The following is a 16618-nucleotide window of genomic DNA, read 5'->3' on the forward strand; positions in this document are numbered from 1 at the left end:
CCGAGGAGGAGGTCGTGGTGGACACCGCGTCCACCGGCACCGTCGACGTCCGGCGGTTGCGGGCCCTGTGCCTCGCGATCGCCGTGGCCGGCTTCGTCGCCGACCTGCTCACGAAGAACCTGGTGCTGGCCACGCTCGACCCGGAGAAGCCCATCCCGCTGCTGGGTGGCCTGGTCACGCTCCAGCTCATCCGGAACCCCGGTGCGGCGTTCAGCATGGGCGAGAACTTCACCGTCGTGCTCACGCTCGTCGCGATCACCGCCCTGGTCGGGGTGCTCGGCTGGGTCGTCCCGCGGATCCGGCACATCGGGTGGGCTGTCGCGATCGGGATGCTGCTCGCCGGCATCACCGGCAACCTGGCCGACCGGCTGTTCCGTGAGCCGGCGCCGTTCCACGGCCACGTCATCGACTTCATCCAGCTGCCCTACTTCGCCATCTTCAACGTCGCGGACATCTTCATCACCGGCGCGGCCGTGCTCGTGATCTGGCTGTCGATGATCACCCAGGTGTCGCTCGGAGGCGTCCGGCTCAAGGAGCGGGCCGGCGCGGCGGATGAGTAGCGTCTGGCTGGTGCCCGACGGCCTGGACGGGGACCGCGTCGACGCGGCGGCCGCCCGGATGACGGGGCTGTCGCGCAGCCGGATCGAGGACCTCGCCGCCGCCGGCGGCGTCCTGGTCAACCACGTCCCTGTGCCCAAGTCGCACCGGGTGCGCGGCGGCGACCTGCTCGAGGTCGAGATCACCACCGCACCCGCCGTGGAGGTGGTCCCCAGCGAGGTGGCCGGCATCAGGATCGTGCACGACGACGCCGACATCGTCGTCGTCGACAAGCCCGCAGGGGTGGCCGCCCACCCGAGCCTGGGCTGGGACGGGCCGTCGGTCGTCGAGCACCTCGCCGCCGCCGGCTTCCGGATCTCCACGTCGGGCTCGGCGGAGCGGCAGGGCATCGTCCAGCGCCTCGACGTGGGCACGTCCGGACTGATGGTCGTGGCCAAGAGCGAGCCCGCCTACACCGCCCTGAAGCGGGCGTTCAAGTCCCGCGAGGTCGAGAAGACCTACCACACACTCGTCCAGGGTCATCCCGACCCGTTCGAGGGCACGATCGAGGCGCCCATCGGGCGGCACCCGGGCGCCGACTGGAAGATGGCGGTGACCGCGGGCGGACGGCACAGCGTGACGCACTACACCATGCTCGAGGCGTTCCCGGCCGTCACCCTCCTGGAGATCCACCTGGAGACCGGCAGGACGCACCAGATCCGCGTGCACATGCAGGCCATCCGCCACCCGTGCGTCGGCGATCCTACCTACGGCGGGGACCCCGTCCTGGCCGCCCGGCTGGGCCTGGAACGGCAGTGGCTGCACGCGGTGGAGCTGTCCTTCCTCCACCCCCGGACGGGTGAGCAGGTGCGGTTCCACTCCGACTACCCTGAGGACCTGGCGGCAGCACTGGAGCTCGTCCGCCACTGAGGTCTGCCCATCCCGGGGGCCCGTCCTCGGCTAGGGTTCAGGTGTGCGTAGAGCGAAGATTGTGTGCACCATCGGCCCGGCTACCGACTCCGCCGAGGCCCTGGTCAACCTTGTCAATGCGGGCATGAACGTCGCTCGGCTGAACATGAGCCACGGCGACCACCTCGTCCACGCCAAGCGCGTCGGATGGATCCGCGACGCCGCCCGCATCGCGGGGCGCCCGGTCGGCATCCTGGCCGATCTCCAGGGGCCCAAGATCCGCCTCGGCGAGTTCGTCGACGGCTCGGCGATGATCCAGGCCGGCGACCGGTTCGTGATCACGATCGACGACGTCCCCGGCACCGCGGAGCGGGCGTCCACCACGCTGAAGACCCTCACCCAGGACGTGCGTCCCGGCGACCAGATCCTCATCAACGACGGTGCCATCGAGCTGAAGGCCGTCGAGGTCACCGACACCGACGTCGTCACAGAGGTGGTGATCGGCGGCAAGGTCTCCGACCACAAGGGCATCAACCTGCCGGGCGTGCCGGTGAGCGTGCCCGCGCTCAGCGAGAAGGACGAGCGCGACCTGCGCTGGGCCCTGCGCCACGGCGTCGACATGGTGGCGCTGTCGTTCGTCCGCAGCGCGGCCGACGTCGTGCCGGTGCGCAAGGTGATGGACGAGGAGGACCGCCACGTCCCGGTCATCGCGAAACTGGAGAAGCCCCAGGCCATCGACAACCTCTACGAGGTGATCGACGCCTTCGACGCCTTCATGGTCGCCCGGGGTGACCTGGGCGTGGAGCTGCCGCTGGAGGACGTCCCCGGCGTGCAGAAGCGGATCATCGACGCCGCGCGGGCCTGGGCCAAGCCGGTGATCGTGGCCACCCAGATGCTCGAGTCGATGATCACGGCGCACCGTCCCACGCGCGCCGAGGCCTCGGACGTGGCCAACGCCATCCTCGACGGGGCGGACGCCGTGATGCTGTCCGGCGAGACGGCGGTCGGCGACTACTCGATCGCCGCCGTCGAGGTGATGGCCCGGATCATCACCCGCACCGAGGCGGAGGGCCTGGACAAGATCCGTCCGCTGGCCTGGAACCCGCACACCACCTCCGGCGTGATCTCCAAGGCTGCCGTGGAGGTGGCCGAGCGCGTCGGCGCCAAGTACCTGGCCGCGTTCACGATCTCCGGCGACACCCCGCACCGGCTGGCCCGGCTGCGCTCGGAGGTGCCGATCATGGCATTCACGCCGCTGCCGAAGACCGCGCAGGAGCTCACCCTCTGCTGGGGCGTGCAGTCGTACGTGACCCCGGAGTACACCAGCACCGACGCCATGGTCGAATCCGTGCAGCGGGGCCTGAGCGAGACCGGCTTCCTCCAGCACGGCGACAACGTGGTGATCGTCGCGGGCAACCCCGGCCGCCACAGCCGGCAGACGAACTCGCTGCGCGTCTACGAGATGGACTGATCCCCGCCGGCGACGACCGGGGCGGGCGGGACCGCCCGCATCCGGTTGTTGCGCGGGTTGTGCTCGACCTCGGCCAGGCCGAGGTGCTCGAGCACCGGCGGGACGTACATGGCGAAGCGGCCGCGCAGGCCCTTCTTCAGCCCGTACCAGCCGCCCCTGGGGTTCTCCGGCGACCGGGCCCACGCCTCGACCGTGCCCGGGCGGGCCTCCTTCTGCTCGTCCGCCGAGCCGAGCTCCATCCAGTCGCCGTGGGCCGTGAGCATCGCCCGCAGGTCCTCGATCGCCGCGCGGTCGTAGTGGAGCAGGGTCGTGCCCACCCGCACCGCCAGGACCGGAAGGCCGCCGGCCTCGTCGAACCAGGCCTCGTACTCGCTGCTCAGCGGCGGGGTCCTGAGCAGCCAGGGCCGCTCGGGGGTGCCGTCGGTCATCGCTGGACTCCTCCCCGGGCCGGCGCGCGCGGCCCGGGCGACAGCCTGCCAGCCGACCGGTGACATCTTGTGTCACCGATGCGCCGGCGGCATGCTGGCGGGGTGCGAGCCGGGCGCCTGCTCAGCCTCCTGCTGGTGCTGCAGGAGCAGGGACGGACGACCACGTCCGTGCTCGCCCGCAGGCTGGAGGTCTCGCGCCGCACCGTGCTGCGCGACCTGGCAGCCCTGAACGGTGCCGGCGTGCCGATCGTGACCACCGCCGGCCCCGGCGGCGGAGTGGAACTGCTGGACGGCTGGCGCGGGACGCTTCCCGGCGACACGGGTCCGCCGGGCGCGTTCCCGCTCTCGGCCCAGCCGCTGCTGGCCCGTGCGCTGGGCGTCCGCTCCTGGTCCGACGGCGCCGGCGGGCTGGTGGTCACTCCCGTGCCCGCCCCGGGCCACCCGGTCGCGCCGGGGCTGCTCCGCGACGCGGCGACGGCCTGCCGCGAGCGGCGGGGCCTGGACGTCGCCGGGGACGGCGTTCGCGGGACGCTGTGGCCGCGGCGGCTCGTGCTGGACGGCGGACGGTGGTGGGTCGAGGACGGGCGGACGGCGGCCGGCACCCCGCTGGACGGGATCGCGTGGTGGGAGCTCCGCTGAGCCGGGCGACCGGGGGCCGGCGTCCGCCCGTGCGTGAACTGCTTAGCGGCGTGGCGCCGGCGCAGGGCGGGCCGGGGAAGGTGGGGCCGGGCCGAGTACCGGGAAGGGGATTCGAACCCCTACGCCCTTGCGGGCAGACGGGTTTGAGCCGTCCGCGTATACCATTCCGCCACCCCGGCAGGTGCCCAAGAAGTGTGCCACAACTTGGCGGGACGCATTCGGGGCGCGGTACCCTCGACCTGCCCTCACCCCCGGGCCGACGATGCACCGAACCAGGAAGCCGATAGCGATGACTGCCGACGACGAGACCACCACGACCGACCAGCTCAGGGTCCTGGTCGCAGAGGACGAGGCCCTGATCCGCCTCGACCTGGTCGAACTGCTCACCGAGGAGGGCTACACCGTCATCGCAGAGGCGGGGGACGGCGAGGAGGCCCTCGAGCTGGCGCGGAAGCTCACGCCCGACCTCGTGGTGATGGACGTCAAGATGCCCAAGATGGACGGGATCTCCGCCGCGGCCGTGATCGCAGAGGAGCGCATCGCGCCGGTGGTCATGCTCACCGCGTTCAGCCAGCGCGAGCTCGTCGAGCGCGCCCGCGACGCCGGCGCCATGGCCTACGTCGTCAAGCCGTTCGACTCCTCCGACGTGATCCCCGCGATCGAGATCGCGATGGCCCGCTTCGCCGAGATCCGCGCAGTCGAGGCCGAGGTGGCCGACCTGGAGGAGCGCTTCGCGTCCCGCAAGGCCGTCGACCAGGCCAAGGGCCTGCTCCAGGAAGGCCTCGGCCTGACCGAGCCCGAGGCGTTCCGGTGGATCCAGAAGACCGCGATGGACCTGCGCAAGTCGATGCGCGAGGTGGCCGAGGCGGTCATCGAGCAGTCCAAGGGCGAGGGCAAGGGCCGCGCGCTCAAGAAGTAGTCGCGCCCGCTCCCGGGGCCCGCTTCAGGTAGACCGTGATCCGGGCCGCGCAGACCTGCTCGCCCGCGTCGTCCGTGAGCGAGATGTCGTAGGTGGCCAACGTGCCGCCGATCCGGATCGCCGTGGCAACCCCGGTGACCCAGCCCTCGCGCGCCGGGCGCAGGTGCGTGGCGTTGATGTCCACGCCGGTGACCGCGCCGCGCGGTCCCACCTCCGCGGCCGCCGCCAGGGACGCCAGCCCCTCGGCCAGCACGCACGACGCACCGCCGTGCCACAGCCCGAAGGGCTGGGTGTTGCCCGCCACGGGCGCGCGTCCCACCGCCCGGTTGGGGGTGACCTCCAGCAGCTCGACGCCCAGCTTCTCGTCCAGGGGGCTGGACAGGCCGGCGAACCAGTCGGGAACGTTCATGGCGCCCACCTTGGCACAGCGCCGGGTCGAGGTGTCCGCGCCGGGCGTTAGAGTTCCGGATTGTGACGACCCCGACCAGTCCGCACGCCGAGCAGCCCACCCTGTTGCTGATCGACGGCCACTCGATCGCCTACCGTGCCTTCTTCGCCCTGCCGGTGGAGAACTTCTCCACGACGACCGGGCAGCACACCAACGCGGTCTACGGGTTCACCTCGATGCTGATCAACGTGCTCCGCGACGAGCAGCCCACCCACCTCGCGGTCGCGTTCGACGTGTCCCGCAAGACCTTCCGCAGCGAGCGCTACGCCGACTACAAGGCGAACCGGTCGGCGTCCCCGGCCGAGTTCACCGGGCAGATCGGCCTCATCAAGGAGGTGCTGGACGCCCTGAACGTCGTCCACCTCGAGCGCGAGGGGTTCGAGGCCGACGACATCATCGCGACCCTCGCCCGACGGGGCGCCGCCGCCGGCCTCCGCGTCCTGATCTGCACCGGCGACCGTGACACGCTGCAACTGGTGAACGACCAGGTCACGGTCCTGTACCCCCGCAAGGGCGTCTCGGACCTGGCGCGGCTCGATCCCGCGACGGTCGAGGAGCGCTACCTGGTGGCGCCGTCGCGCTACCCGGAGCTGGCGGCACTGGTGGGCGAGAGCAGCGACAACCTCCCGGGCGTCCCCGGCGTGGGGCCGAAGACGGCGGCCAAGTGGCTGGCGGCCTACGACGGGCTGGAGAACCTCCTCATCCACGCCGGCGAGCTCACCGGGAAGGCGGGGGAGTCGCTGCGCGAGCGCCTCGCGGACGTGGCCCGCAACCGCGAGCTGAACGCGCTGGTCGGCGACCTCGAGCTGCCGGTCGGCGTGGACGACCTGGCCCGGCGTGACTGGGATCGCGAGGCCGTCCACTCGCTGTTCGACGGGCTCGAGTTCCGCGTCCTGCGCGACCGGCTGCTGGAGACGCTCCCCGCGGAGGACGCCGGGTCGCAGGGCGGCTTCGAGGTCAGCGGGGAGATCCTCGGTGCCGGCGCCGTGGGAGCGTGGCTGGACGCGCACGCCCGCGCAGGGGTGGTCGGGCTCGACGTGTCCGGGCACTGGCGTGCCGGTGCCGGTGACGTCACCGGCCTGGCGCTCGCCGCGGCCGACGGGGCGGCGGCGTGGCTCGACGTCACCGGCCTGTCCCCCGAGGACGACCGCGCACTGGCCGCCTGGCTCGCCGACGACTCCGCGGCAAAGGCCATGCACGACGCGAAGGGCCCCCTGCTGGCGATCTGGTCGCGAGGGTGGGAACTGTCCGGGCTTGCCAGCGACACCCAGCTCGCCGCCTACCTGCTGCGGCCCGACCAACGGGTGTACGACCTCGCGGACCTCACCGCGCGGCACCTGCGCCGTGACCTGGCCGTCGCCGGCAGCGGGGGAGCGGACGGGGCGCAGGCGGCGTTCTCGTTCGACGACACCGAGAGCCACGACGCGATGGTGCGCGCGCGGGCGGTGATCGACCTGGCCACCGCCTTGGAGGATGAGCTGGACGCCCAGGGCGGTGCCCGCCTGCTGCGGGAGGTGGAGCTGCCGCTGACCAGGACGCTGGCGACGATGGAGCGGATCGGCGTGGCGGTCGACCTCGACTACCTCCACCGGCTGCACGCCGACTTCGACGCAGCGGTGGTCGCCGCGGAGGCGGACGCCTTCGCCGTGCTCGGCCGTCCGATCAACCTCGGCTCGCCCAAGCAGCTCCAGGCTGTGCTGTTCGACGAGCTCGGCATGCCGAAGACCCGGCGGACGCTCACCGGCTACACCACCGACGCGGAATCGCTGGAGAACCTGTTCGCCCGCACCGAGCACCCGTTCCTCGCGCACCTGCTGCGCCACCGCGACCAGATCCGGTTGCGCCAGACGGTGGAGGGGCTGCTCAAGGCGGTCGCGGACGACGGGCGCATCCACACCACGTACGTGCAGACGATCGCGGCCACCGGACGGCTGTCGTCCACCGACCCGAACCTCCAGAACATCCCGATCCGCACCGAGGCGGGACGGCGCATCCGTGAGGCGTTCGTGGTCGGCGAGGGCTACGAGACACTGCTCACGGCCGACTACTCGCAGATCGAGATGCGGATCATGGCCGACCAGTCGGGCGACGATGGGCTGATCGAGGCCTTCGCCTCGGGGCAGGACTTCCACTCGATCACGGCTTCGCGCGTGTTCGGCGTCCCCTCCGACGAGGTCACCTCGGCGATGCGGGCCCGGATCAAGGCGATGAACTACGGGCTGGCGTACGGGCTGAGCGCCTTCGGGCTGAGCCAGCAGCTCAAGATCGAGGTGTCCGAGGCGCGCGGGCTGATGGAGGAGTACTTCGAGCGGTTCGGCCACGTCCGCGACTACCTCCAGGAGATCGTCGCGACCGCACGGCGGACCGGCTTCACCGAGACCGTGCTGGGTCGCCGCCGCTACCTGCCCGACCTCACCTCCTCGAACCGGCAGCGCCGCGAGATGGCCGAGCGGGCGGCGCTGAACGCCCCGATCCAGGGGTCGGCAGCCGACATCATCAAGGTCGCGATGCTCGACGTCGAGACCGCGATCGCCAGCAATGGGCTGCGCAGCCGGATGCTCCTGCAGGTGCACGACGAACTGGTCTTCGAGGTCGCGCCGGGGGAGCGCGACGTCTTCGAGGCGCTGGTCAGGGACAGGATGGGCCACGCCGTCGAGATGCGCGTCCCGCTGGAGGTCTCGGTCGGCGCCGGCCGTTCCTGGCACGATGCGGCACACTGACCCGAAGGAGGTCGCCGTGTTCCACCACCTGTCCGTCCACCACCCGCGACCGGGGAAGCGCGAGGAGTTGATCGCCTCGATGCACCGCTACGGCGCGGCCATCGCCGCCGCTCCCGGCCTCGTCGCCGTCCACACGCTCGAGGACGCCGCCCAGGGGGTGCTCGTCGGACTGGCGATCTGGGAGTCGGAGGAGGCGTTCGCCGCGTCCGTCCACCTCGCCCGTGCAGCGGTCGCCGACGACCCGTTCGAGGAGTGGGAGGCCGAGCCGGTCACCGGCTACCGCCTCGCCGACGTCTGACCCGACCCGGGCGCGCCTTTCCCGCGCGCCTGACGGCATCTCCGCCTCTGATCGCCGGCCCGTCGTGGGCGCGCCCGATGCGTGGCCCCGACGTGTGGCCGCCCCCTCCGAATGAGGAAGGCCAGCCCTCCTGTGTGGGGGCCAGCCCCCGTCCGCGAGCGCCAGCCCCTACATGTGGGGGCCAGCCCCCGTCCGCGAGCGCCAGCCCCCACATGGGAGGGCCAGCCATCTGGCCGAGAACCAGCACCGGTGTGCCGGCCCTCGGCGTCAAGGCTGGTCCTCGAGGGGACGCGGGTGCGTCCGCGCCGATCGCCCAGACGGCGGGCTTCAGTCATCGGCCCTTCAAGCAGTGCCCCGGCCGATCGAGGGCCAGCCTTCTCGTCGAGGGCCAGTACCGGTGCGCTGGTCCTCGGCGTCAAGGCTGGCTCTCGGGTGGGTGGGCTGGCTCTCGGGTGGGGAGGCTGGCTCTCGGGTGGGGAGGCTGGCCGTCGGGTGTGCGTTGGCCCGCGCGTGGTGGGCTGGCCCGCGAGCACGAAGCCGCGGGCCGCTGGACCTCACCGGCGGGCGGGCGGCGTGGCCGACTGCCCGCCCCGCACCGCGGGGTGGGCCGGATCAGCGGGACGGACCCGCGGTCAGCGGAGGACGGCGAGCACCTGCTGCTGCTCGACCCCGTCCTGCGTCCAGGTGCCCTCGAGCGTGCCCAGCGGCACGCGCGTGCCCGGCACGTGCTGGCCGTCGAGGACCCGGACGATGCGCATCGACTCGCCGGCGGCGTTGGACACCGGCACGATGCCGGAGCCCTGGACGGTCATGGTCTTCTCGCCGCGGGAGAGGTCGGCCTCGTTGTCGCCCTCGTGGATCACGCGCATGAGTTCGACCATGTACACGGGGTCGCCGACGGCGTCGTAGGTGTACCGGGTGCCGAGCGTGGAGTGCTCCATGGTGCCGATCAGGGAATCCGCGGCCTCGTCCAGCGGTTCGGCGCGGTAGGTGAGCGGGACCTGGTAGGTGACGCCCGCCGACCGGACCAGGATGGTCTCGATGCCGACCTCGCCATCGGGGTCGACGAAGCGGTAGGAGGCCACGCGCGTCAGGTCGTCGGCGTCGCCGACGAACCACTCCTGGGCAGGCAGCCAGCCCGCGAGCAGTTCGAGCTTGGTGGGGGTCAGCGTCGCTTCGTGGATCTCGGCCGTTCCGCTCATGGTCCTCCTTCGGGTCGGTTCCCTAGACTATCCCTGTCCCGGCGCCCGGATTGACCCTCGCTCACAGCAATCGATAGGCTGTCGGTCGCACTTCGACCGGCATGACCTCGGACCTAGCGGGTCGGCGCGCTTTGCGCGATGTCTCCAGACGTCAGCCTGGTTCTCGCAGTGGAGCACGTGGTCGGCGTGCACACGCCATTTTCACACCAAACCATCGGAGCCCTACTACATGACCTCTACTCCCGAGGCAGCCACCGTCGCGGTCGACGACTTCGGTTCCCCCGAAGCTTTCCTGGCAGCGATCGACGCGACCATCAAGTACTTCAATGACGGCGACATCGTGACCGGCACGGTCGTCAAGGTCGATCGGGACGAGGTCCTGCTCGACATCGGTTACAAGACCGAAGGCGTCATTCCCTCCAAGGAACTCTCCATCAAGCACGATGTCGACCCGTTCGACGTGGTCGCCGTCGGCGATGTGATCGAGGCCCTGGTCCAGACCAAGGAGGACAAGGAGGGCCGGCTGATCCTGTCCAAGAAGCGTGCGCAGTACGAGCGCGCCTGGGGCACGATCGAGAAGGTCAAGGAAGAGGACGGCGTGGTCACCGGCCGCGTCATCGAGGTGGTCAAGGGCGGCCTGATCATCGACATCGGCCTGCGCGGCTTCCTGCCGGCGTCGCTGGTGGAGATGCGCCGCGTGCGCGACCTCCAGCCGTACGTCGGCATGGAGCTCGAGGCCAAGATCATCGAGCTGGACAAGAACCGCAACAACGTGGTGCTGTCCCGCCGTGCGTGGCTGGAGCAGACCCAGTCCGAGGTGCGTCACACCTTCCTCAACCAGCTCACCAAGGGCCAGATCCGCAAGGGTGTCGTCTCCTCCATCGTCAACTTCGGCGCGTTCGTCGACCTGGGCGGCGTGGACGGCCTGGTGCACGTCTCCGAGCTGTCCTGGAAGCACATCGACCACCCGTCCGAGGTCGTCGAGGTCGGGGACGAGGTCACCGTCGAGGTGCTGGACGTCGACATGGACCGCGAGCGCGTCTCGCTGTCGCTGAAGGCGACCCAGGAGGATCCGTGGCAGACGTTCGCCCGGACCCACCAGATCGGCCAGATCGTCCCGGGCAAGGTCACCAAGCTCGTCCCCTTCGGCGCGTTCGTCCGCGTCGAGGAGGGCATCGAGGGCCTGGTGCACGTCTCCGAGCTCGCCGAGCGCCACGTGGAGATCCCCGAGCAGGTCGTCAGCGTCAACGACGAGGTCATGGTCAAGATCATCGACATCGACCTCGAGCGTCGCCGCATCTCGCTGAGCCTCAAGCAGGCCAACGAAGGTGTGGACGTCGCCGCCGACGACTTCGACCCGGCGCTCTACGGCATGTCCGCGTCCTACGACGAGCAGGGCAACTACATCTACCCCGAGGGCTTCGATCCGGAGACCCAGGAGTGGAAGCCCGGCTACGAGGCGCAGCAGCGTGCGTGGGAGCAGCAGTACGCCGAGGCGCAGGCCCGGTGGGAGGCGCACAAGCGCCAGGTCGAGGAGGCCGAGGCTGCCGACGTGCAGGCCGCGGTCGCCCAGGCCAACACCGCCGCCTACTCCGCCGGTGGCGCGTCCGACGACGCGGCTCCGGAAGGCTCGCTGGCCTCTGACGAGGCCCTGCAGGCCCTGCGGGAGAAGCTCACCGGCGGTCGCTGACCAGCCTGAAGGCACCCGACGTGCCCTCCACCTCACGGTGGGGGGCACGTCGTCTTTTCCCGTCCGGCTGGCATGCTGGTGCTCCACGGTGTGGAGGGAGCGGGATGTCGGTGCGGACCTCGTGGTGCGGGGCCGGACGGTGATCACGATCGGGCTGACCGGCGGGATCGGTTCCGGCAAGTCGACCGTCGCGGAGTTGCTGCGTGCCCGGGGTGCCCTGGTGATCGACGCCGACCGGCTCGCGAGGGAGGTGGTGGAGCCCGGCACTCCCGGCCTGGCCGCCGTCGTCGCACGCTTCGGCGAGGGCGTCCTCGGCGCGGACGGGTCGCTGGACCGGGCCGCCCTGGGACGCACCGTGTTCGCGGACGGGGACGCCCGCCGTGACCTCGAGGCCATCGTCCACCCGGCCGTCCGCTCCCGCGCGGCAGAGCTCAGCGCCCTGGCCGGACCCGACGACGTGGTGGTGCACATGATCCCGCTGCTGGTCGAGACCGGGCAGCAGGACGCGTTCGACCTGGTGGTGGTCGTCGATGTCGATCCCGACACCCAGCTGGCCCGGATCCGCGACCGCGACGGGCTGGACGAGTCCCAGGCCAGGGCCCGCGTCCAGGCGCAGGCGTCCCGCGCGGAACGGCTCGCCGCCGCGGATGTGGTGGTGGACAACACCGGCTCGCTCGCCGATCTGGCCGTTCAGGTCGCCGACCTCTGGCGTGATCACGTGGTTCCGCGACTGACCGGAAATCGCTGACCAGCGGGTATTCCGCCCGACAGGTCGGCCCCTATGCTGTCGCCAGAGCAAGCAAAGGGGGCTTTTTCGTGAATTGTTCTCGCTGCCTTTCCCCGGTTCCTGATGTCGCGCATTTCTGCCATCGCTGCGGACTGGACCTCGTGCCCGGTGACGAACGCGGCCGGCGGAGGTTCGCCCTGGCCCCGGACGAGCCCGTCGCCTCGTTCGCGCTGATCTCCTCGATCATGCCGCGGGAGGCCGGGCGCCACCCACAGACCTACCGGACGGCGTTCACGATCACGCTGGTCGCGGCGCTCGTCGCGGCGATCTTCGGCGCGATGCCGATCGCCGTGCTGATCGCGGCGTTCGCGATCCCGATCGTGTACATCACCTACCTCTACGACGTGAACCTGTGGGAGGACGAGCCGCTGGCGGTGACCGGTTTCGCGTTCCTGCTCACCGGTGTGCTGTCGCTGGTGTTCACGCTGATCTGGAGCGGCTTCCTGCCGCTGTCGACCACCCTGCGCTCCCCGGACGGCACCATGATCGCCGGCCCGCAGTGGGGCACGTTCCTCGTGGTCGCCGTCCTCGTTCCGGTGGTGGGTGAGGCGATCCGCCAGCTGGGGCCGGTGTTCCTGGCCGGCCGTCCGGCGTTCGACGACCTGATGGACGGGCTCACCTTCGGTGTGGTCAGCGGTGTCGCCTACGCCAGCTTCGACACCCTCGTGCGGCACTGGCCGCTGCTGACCGGCGGCCTGGTCTCTCCCGAGCCGGCGCAGTTCGCGTCCCTGGTCTTCCTCGAGGGATTCGTGAAGCCACTGGTCATGGGCACGGCGACCGGTCTGGCCGTGGCGGAGTTCTCCGGGCTCGGCAAGGGCTACGACGGCTTCACGCCGCGCTACTTCGCCGCCGTCGGCCTTGCCGTTGGTGCGAACGTGGTCTACAGCACCGGCACCTACCTGCTCGGCTACGTCGGCACGGAGGCCGTCTCGTGGATCCTCCAGGTGGTCTGGGGCCTGCTCGTGCTCGCCCTGCTGATCCTGCGGCTCCGCACGGTGCTCAATGCCGGGCTGCTGGAGGCCGCCCTCGAGTCGGCCGCCCGCGACGGCGAGCCGGCCGGCGCGGAGCTGGGCTTCTGCGCCCGCTGCGAGATGCCGCTGCTGCCCGGGTCCGCGTTCTGCACGGCCTGCGGGGTTTCCGTGCGCGCCTGGCTGAAGGCCCCCGCGATGGCGGCCACCGGCGCGTCCACCGACGAGGCTCCACCCGGGTCACCGCCGGAGGGCCCCGCGCCCGGAACGGCGGAGGCGGACGTGGCCGCTGCGGACGTGCCGGCCACCACCGGTGACGAGGACGGGGAGGCACGGGCATGACCCAGAACCCGAACACCCCGGCCCCCGGTTCCTGGCCCCAGGGCTCGCCGCAGCAGGGTGCGCCGCAGGGGGTCCCCCCGCAGGGAGCGCCGCAGCAGGGCGTCCCGCAGCAGGGCGTCCCCCAGCAGGCCGGCTACCCGCAGCAGCCGGGGTACCCGCAGGCCGGGTACCCTCCGCAGCCCTACCCGGGCCAGGGGTACCCGCCGCAGGCCGGCTACGCCGGCCAGGCGTACCCCCAGGGCGCTTACGGCCGTCCCGCCTACGGCCCGCAGGCCGGCGCGCAGCCGGGCTACGGTGGCCCGGGCGGGCAGCCCCCGGCGCCGCGCGCGTCCTCGAGCAAGGTCCTGCTGATCGTGATCGGCGCGGTCGTGCTGCTGGTCATCGCCGGTGCCGCCCTCCTGATGCTGTCGAACCGGCAGGCGCCGGTCGACCCGGTGACGCCGACGCCCGTCCCCACGGTGCCCACGACGACGGCGTCCCCGTCCCCGGAGCCCACAGCCACGGGTTCCGCGGAGCCCACGGGGGAACCGACCCAGGAGCCCACCGAGGGCCCGTCGCCGGAGCCGACGCCGCCCAACGGCGGGGTGGTCGACCTCGGCAACGGGGTCATGTTCCTCCCCGCACCGGGGTGGGAGGTCCAGGAGCAGGCACCCTCGGCCATCTCGGTGAGCGACGGCAAGGCCGTGTTCGTGACCCGGGTCGTCCAGCAGAAGAAGAACACCAACGCCGGCCAGCTCTGCGACGCCTTCAACCGGCAGGTGCTCGACGGCGCGGCCGGGGCGAAGTTCGGTGACGCCAAGGACCTCGACATCAACCTGAAGAACCTGGCCGTCGCCCAGTGCCCGGCCGCGTTCATCTCGACCAGCAACGGCAAGAGCACGCAGATGCTGGCGGTGACGTTCGCCGCGGTGCGCACCACCGACGGGGTGTCGACGCTCAGCACCCTGCTGTTCACGAAGGACACGCCCGAGGACAGCTTCAACGCCGTCGACCAGATGCTCGGCGTGGTGCTGGGCAGCCAGTCCGCCGGCTGAGCCGACCATGCTCCCCGGGGCCGCCCGCCGGCCCCGGGGAGTGTCGGAGCCGGGACCTATGCTCTCCCCGTGCGACCGATCACCGATGTGCAGCGCCGGGTGGCGCCGTTCCGTGTCGTGGCCGACTTCGAGCCGGCCGGCGACCAGCCCGCAGCGATCGACGAGCTCCAGCGCCGGATCGAGGCCGGTGAGCAGGACGTCGTCCTCCTGGGCGCCACCGGTACCGGCAAGACGGCAACCGTCGCCTGGCTCGCCGAGCGGCTCCAGCGCCCGATGCTGGTGATGCAGCCGAACAAGACCCTGGCCGCGCAGTTCGCCAACGAGCTGCGGCAGTTCTTCCCGGACAACGCCGTGGAGTACTTCGTCTCGTACTACGACTACTACCAGCCCGAGGCCTACGTCCCCCAGACCGACACCTACATCGAGAAGGACTCCTCCCTCAACGAGGAGGTGGAGCGGCTGCGGCACTCCGCCACCAACTCGCTGCTGACCAGGCGGGACGTGATCGTGGTCGCGACGGTGTCGGCGATCTACGGTCTGGGCACGCCGCAGGAGTACGTCGACCGGATGGTCCGGCTGCGCCGCGGCGAGGAGGTCGACCGGGACACGCTGCTGCGCCGGCTGGTCGACATCCAGTACGTGCGCAACGACCTCGCGGCCACCCGCGGCACGTTCCGGGTGCAGGGCGACACCGTCGAGGTGTTCCCGATGTACGAGGAGCACGCCGTGCGGGTGGAGTTCTTCGGCGACGAGATCGAGGCACTGTCCACGCTGCACCCCCTCACCGGCGAGGTGCTGAGCACCGACCAGGAGATCTACGTCTTCCCGGCGTCCCACTACGTGGCGGGGCCGGAGCGCATGGAGCGTGCGATCGAGGGCATCGAGGCCGAACTCGCCGTCCGGCTGGCCGACCTCGAGGCGAACAACCAGCTCCTCGAGGCGCAGCGGCTGCGGATGCGCACCAGCTACGACATCGAGATGATGCGCCAGATCGGCACGTGCTCCGGCATCGAGAACTACTCCCGGCACATCGACGGACGCGGCACCGGCACCCCGCCGAACTGCCTGCTCGACTACTTTCCCGAGGACTTCCTGCTGGTCGTGGACGAGTCGCACGTGACCGTGCCGCAGATCGGCGGCATGTACGAGGGCGACATGTCCCGCAAGCGGACGCTGGTCGAGTTCGGGTTCCGGCTGCCGTCCGCCATGGACAACCGGCCATTGCGCTGGGAGGAGTTCGTCGAGCGCATCGGGCAGACGGTCTACCTGTCGGCGACGCCGGGGCCGTACGAGCTGGCGAAGTCGCGCGGGTTCGTCGAGCAGCTCATCCGTCCCACCGGCCTGGTCGACCCGGAGATCGTCGTGAAGCCCACGCGCGGCCAGATCGACGACCTGATGGCCGAGATCCGCCTCCGCACGGAGCTCAACGAGCGGGTGCTCGTGACCACCCTGACCAAGAAGATGGCAGAGGACCTCACCGACTACCTGATGGAGAACGGCGTCCGCACCCGCTACCTGCACTCCGAGGTCGACACGCTGCGGCGCATCGAACTCCTGCGCGAGCTCCGCCTGGGCACCTACGACGTGCTCGTCGGCATCAACCTGCTGCGCGAGGGCCTGGACCTGCCCGAGGTGAGCCTGGTCGCCATCCTGGACGCCGACAAGGAGGGCTTCCTGCGCAGCGAGCGGTCGCTGATCCAGACCATCGGACGGGCCGCGCGCAACGTGGCCGGCCAGGTGCACATGTACGCGGACAAGATCACCCCGTCGATGGCGGCGGCGATCGACGAGACCAACCGGCGCCGCGAGAAGCAGGTGGCCTACAACGCCGAGCGGGGGATCGATCCGCAGCCGCTGCGCAAGAAGATCGCGGACCTCACCGACCTGCTCGCGCGCGAGGACGCCGACACCACGGCCCTCGTCAGCCGGGCGGGCGGGCGCCGTCCGACCAGTCCGGTGCCGCTGTCCGCCGAGCGCTCCCGCGACCTGGGCGCGATGCCGTCCAGCGAGCTGGCCGGACTCATCAGCGAGCTCACCGAGCAGATGCACTCGGCCGCCGCGGAGCTGCAGTTCGAACTGGCCGCCCGGCTGCGCGACGAGATCGCCGACCTGAAGAAGACGCTGCGCCAGATGCTGGAGGCCACGCGCTGAGAGTCGGGGGGTCCCCGGCTTTGGCCGGCGGGCACGAGCCTGACAGAATCAGGCGTACCCCCCAACAACAACCCG

General features: G+C 71.2%; 15 protein-coding genes and 1 tRNA gene. 12 read left to right on the top strand and 4 right to left on the bottom strand.

Annotated elements, in window-relative coordinates; translation table 11 throughout:
• Nucleotides 1-17 precede the first annotated feature (17 nt).
• Genes ACFQQJ_RS05690 through pyk form a run of 3 tightly spaced genes read left to right on the top strand, consistent with a single transcriptional unit; the run spans nucleotide 18 to nucleotide 2917 of the window.
• A complete protein-coding gene (locus tag ACFQQJ_RS05690; RefSeq protein WP_377104983.1) occupies nucleotides 18-560 on the top strand; it encodes a signal peptidase II in 543 nt (180 codons plus the stop codon).
• A complete protein-coding gene (locus ACFQQJ_RS05695; protein WP_377104985.1) occupies nucleotides 553-1467 on the top strand; it encodes an RluA family pseudouridine synthase in 915 nt (304 codons plus the stop codon). The genes ACFQQJ_RS05690 and ACFQQJ_RS05695 overlap by 8 nt, the downstream gene beginning before the upstream one ends.
• 43 nt (nucleotides 1468-1510) lie before the next feature.
• Nucleotides 1511-2917, top strand: a complete 1407-nt coding sequence (gene pyk / locus ACFQQJ_RS05700) for a pyruvate kinase (protein ID WP_377104987.1) — start codon at nucleotides 1511-1513, stop codon at nucleotides 2915-2917.
• On the opposite strand, the gene ACFQQJ_RS05705 is transcribed toward pyk, so the two are convergent.
• Complete coding sequence (locus ACFQQJ_RS05705; RefSeq protein ID WP_377104989.1) at nucleotides 2902-3345, bottom strand: DUF6855 family protein; 444 nt, start codon at nucleotides 3343-3345, stop codon at nucleotides 2902-2904. The two genes, pyk and ACFQQJ_RS05705, sit on opposite strands and share 16 nt — an antisense overlap.
• 102 nt (nucleotides 3346-3447) lie before the next feature.
• Between ACFQQJ_RS05705 and ACFQQJ_RS05710 the strand changes: the two genes are divergently transcribed.
• Nucleotides 3448-3984, top strand: a complete 537-nt coding sequence (locus ACFQQJ_RS05710; RefSeq protein ID WP_377104991.1) for a helix-turn-helix transcriptional regulator — start codon at nucleotides 3448-3450, stop codon at nucleotides 3982-3984.
• 96 nt (nucleotides 3985-4080) lie between these two features.
• Here ACFQQJ_RS05710 and ACFQQJ_RS05715 read toward each other — a convergent pair.
• Nucleotides 4081-4163: transfer RNA gene (locus ACFQQJ_RS05715), tRNA-Leu, on the bottom strand.
• Nucleotides 4164-4273: 110 nt separating this feature from the next.
• Between ACFQQJ_RS05715 and ACFQQJ_RS05720 the strand changes: the two genes are divergently transcribed.
• Nucleotides 4274-4903, top strand: a complete 630-nt coding sequence (locus tag ACFQQJ_RS05720; protein ID WP_377104993.1) for an ANTAR domain-containing response regulator — start codon at nucleotides 4274-4276, stop codon at nucleotides 4901-4903.
• On the opposite strand, the gene ACFQQJ_RS05725 is transcribed toward ACFQQJ_RS05720, so the two are convergent.
• Nucleotides 4893-5312, bottom strand: a complete 420-nt coding sequence (locus ACFQQJ_RS05725; RefSeq protein WP_377104995.1) for a PaaI family thioesterase — start codon at nucleotides 5310-5312, stop codon at nucleotides 4893-4895. The two genes, ACFQQJ_RS05720 and ACFQQJ_RS05725, sit on opposite strands and share 11 nt — an antisense overlap.
• Before the next feature lie 62 nt (nucleotides 5313-5374).
• On the opposite strand from ACFQQJ_RS05725, the gene polA reads away from it, so the two are divergent.
• Complete coding sequence (gene polA / locus ACFQQJ_RS05730; protein ID WP_377104997.1) at nucleotides 5375-8071, top strand: DNA polymerase I; 2697 nt, start codon at nucleotides 5375-5377, stop codon at nucleotides 8069-8071.
• Nucleotides 8072-8087: 16 nt separating this feature from the next.
• Nucleotides 8088-8369 (top strand): antibiotic biosynthesis monooxygenase, encoded by a 282-nt coding sequence (locus tag ACFQQJ_RS05735; RefSeq protein WP_377104999.1) that lies wholly within the window; start codon nucleotides 8088-8090, stop codon nucleotides 8367-8369.
• 632 nt (nucleotides 8370-9001) lie between these two features.
• Here the strand turns inward: ACFQQJ_RS05735 and ACFQQJ_RS05740 are convergent.
• Entirely contained in the window at nucleotides 9002-9571 is a 570-nt protein-coding gene (locus tag ACFQQJ_RS05740; protein WP_377105001.1) for a hypothetical protein, read from the bottom strand.
• A 229-nt stretch (nucleotides 9572-9800) separates the two neighbouring features.
• On the opposite strand from ACFQQJ_RS05740, the gene rpsA reads away from it, so the two are divergent.
• The 5 genes from rpsA to uvrB all read left to right on the top strand — a co-directional run bounded on the left by rpsA (nucleotide 9801) and on the right by uvrB (nucleotide 16543).
• Entirely contained in the window at nucleotides 9801-11261 is a 1461-nt protein-coding gene (rpsA, locus tag ACFQQJ_RS05745) for a 30S ribosomal protein S1 (RefSeq protein ID WP_377105003.1), read from the top strand.
• 88 nt (nucleotides 11262-11349) lie between these two features.
• On the top strand, nucleotides 11350-12009 hold the full coding sequence (gene coaE, locus ACFQQJ_RS05750) for a dephospho-CoA kinase (protein WP_377105005.1): 660 nt from the start codon (nucleotides 11350-11352) through the stop codon (nucleotides 12007-12009).
• A gap of 140 nt (nucleotides 12010-12149) precedes the next feature.
• Nucleotides 12150-13358: a PrsW family intramembrane metalloprotease gene (locus ACFQQJ_RS05755; protein ID WP_377105007.1), complete on the top strand. Its 1209-nt coding sequence runs from the start codon at nucleotides 12150-12152 to the stop codon at nucleotides 13356-13358.
• Entirely contained in the window at nucleotides 13355-14392 is a 1038-nt protein-coding gene (locus ACFQQJ_RS05760; RefSeq protein WP_377105009.1) for a hypothetical protein, read from the top strand. Before ACFQQJ_RS05755 ends, ACFQQJ_RS05760 begins: the two co-directional genes overlap by 4 nt.
• A 69-nt stretch (nucleotides 14393-14461) precedes the next feature.
• A complete protein-coding gene (uvrB, locus tag ACFQQJ_RS05765) occupies nucleotides 14462-16543 on the top strand; it encodes an excinuclease ABC subunit UvrB (RefSeq protein ID WP_377105011.1) in 2082 nt (693 codons plus the stop codon).
• Nucleotides 16544-16618: the final 75 nt, after the last annotated feature.

It is taken from the genome of Propionicimonas sp. T2.31MG-18 (assembly GCF_964266745.1).
Lineage (GTDB): Bacteria > Actinomycetota > Actinomycetes > Propionibacteriales > Propionibacteriaceae > Propionicimonas.

Coding starts and splice junctions, on each gene's coding strand:
- rpsA (WP_377105003.1), top strand. CDS start 9,801: ATGACCTCTACTCCCGAGGCAGCCACCGTCGCGGTCGACGACTTCGGT.
- ACFQQJ_RS05720 (WP_377104993.1), top strand. CDS start 4,274: ATGACTGCCGACGACGAGACCACCACGACCGACCAGCTCAGGGTCCTG.
- ACFQQJ_RS05740 (WP_377105001.1), bottom strand. CDS start 9,571: ATGAGCGGAACGGCCGAGATCCACGAAGCGACGCTGACCCCCACCAAG.
- ACFQQJ_RS05695 (WP_377104985.1), top strand. CDS start 553: ATGAGTAGCGTCTGGCTGGTGCCCGACGGCCTGGACGGGGACCGCGTC.
- ACFQQJ_RS05725 (WP_377104995.1), bottom strand. CDS start 5,312: ATGAACGTTCCCGACTGGTTCGCCGGCCTGTCCAGCCCCCTGGACGAG.
- ACFQQJ_RS05705 (WP_377104989.1), bottom strand. CDS start 3,345: ATGACCGACGGCACCCCCGAGCGGCCCTGGCTGCTCAGGACCCCGCCG.
- ACFQQJ_RS05760 (WP_377105009.1), top strand. CDS start 13,355: ATGACCCAGAACCCGAACACCCCGGCCCCCGGTTCCTGGCCCCAGGGC.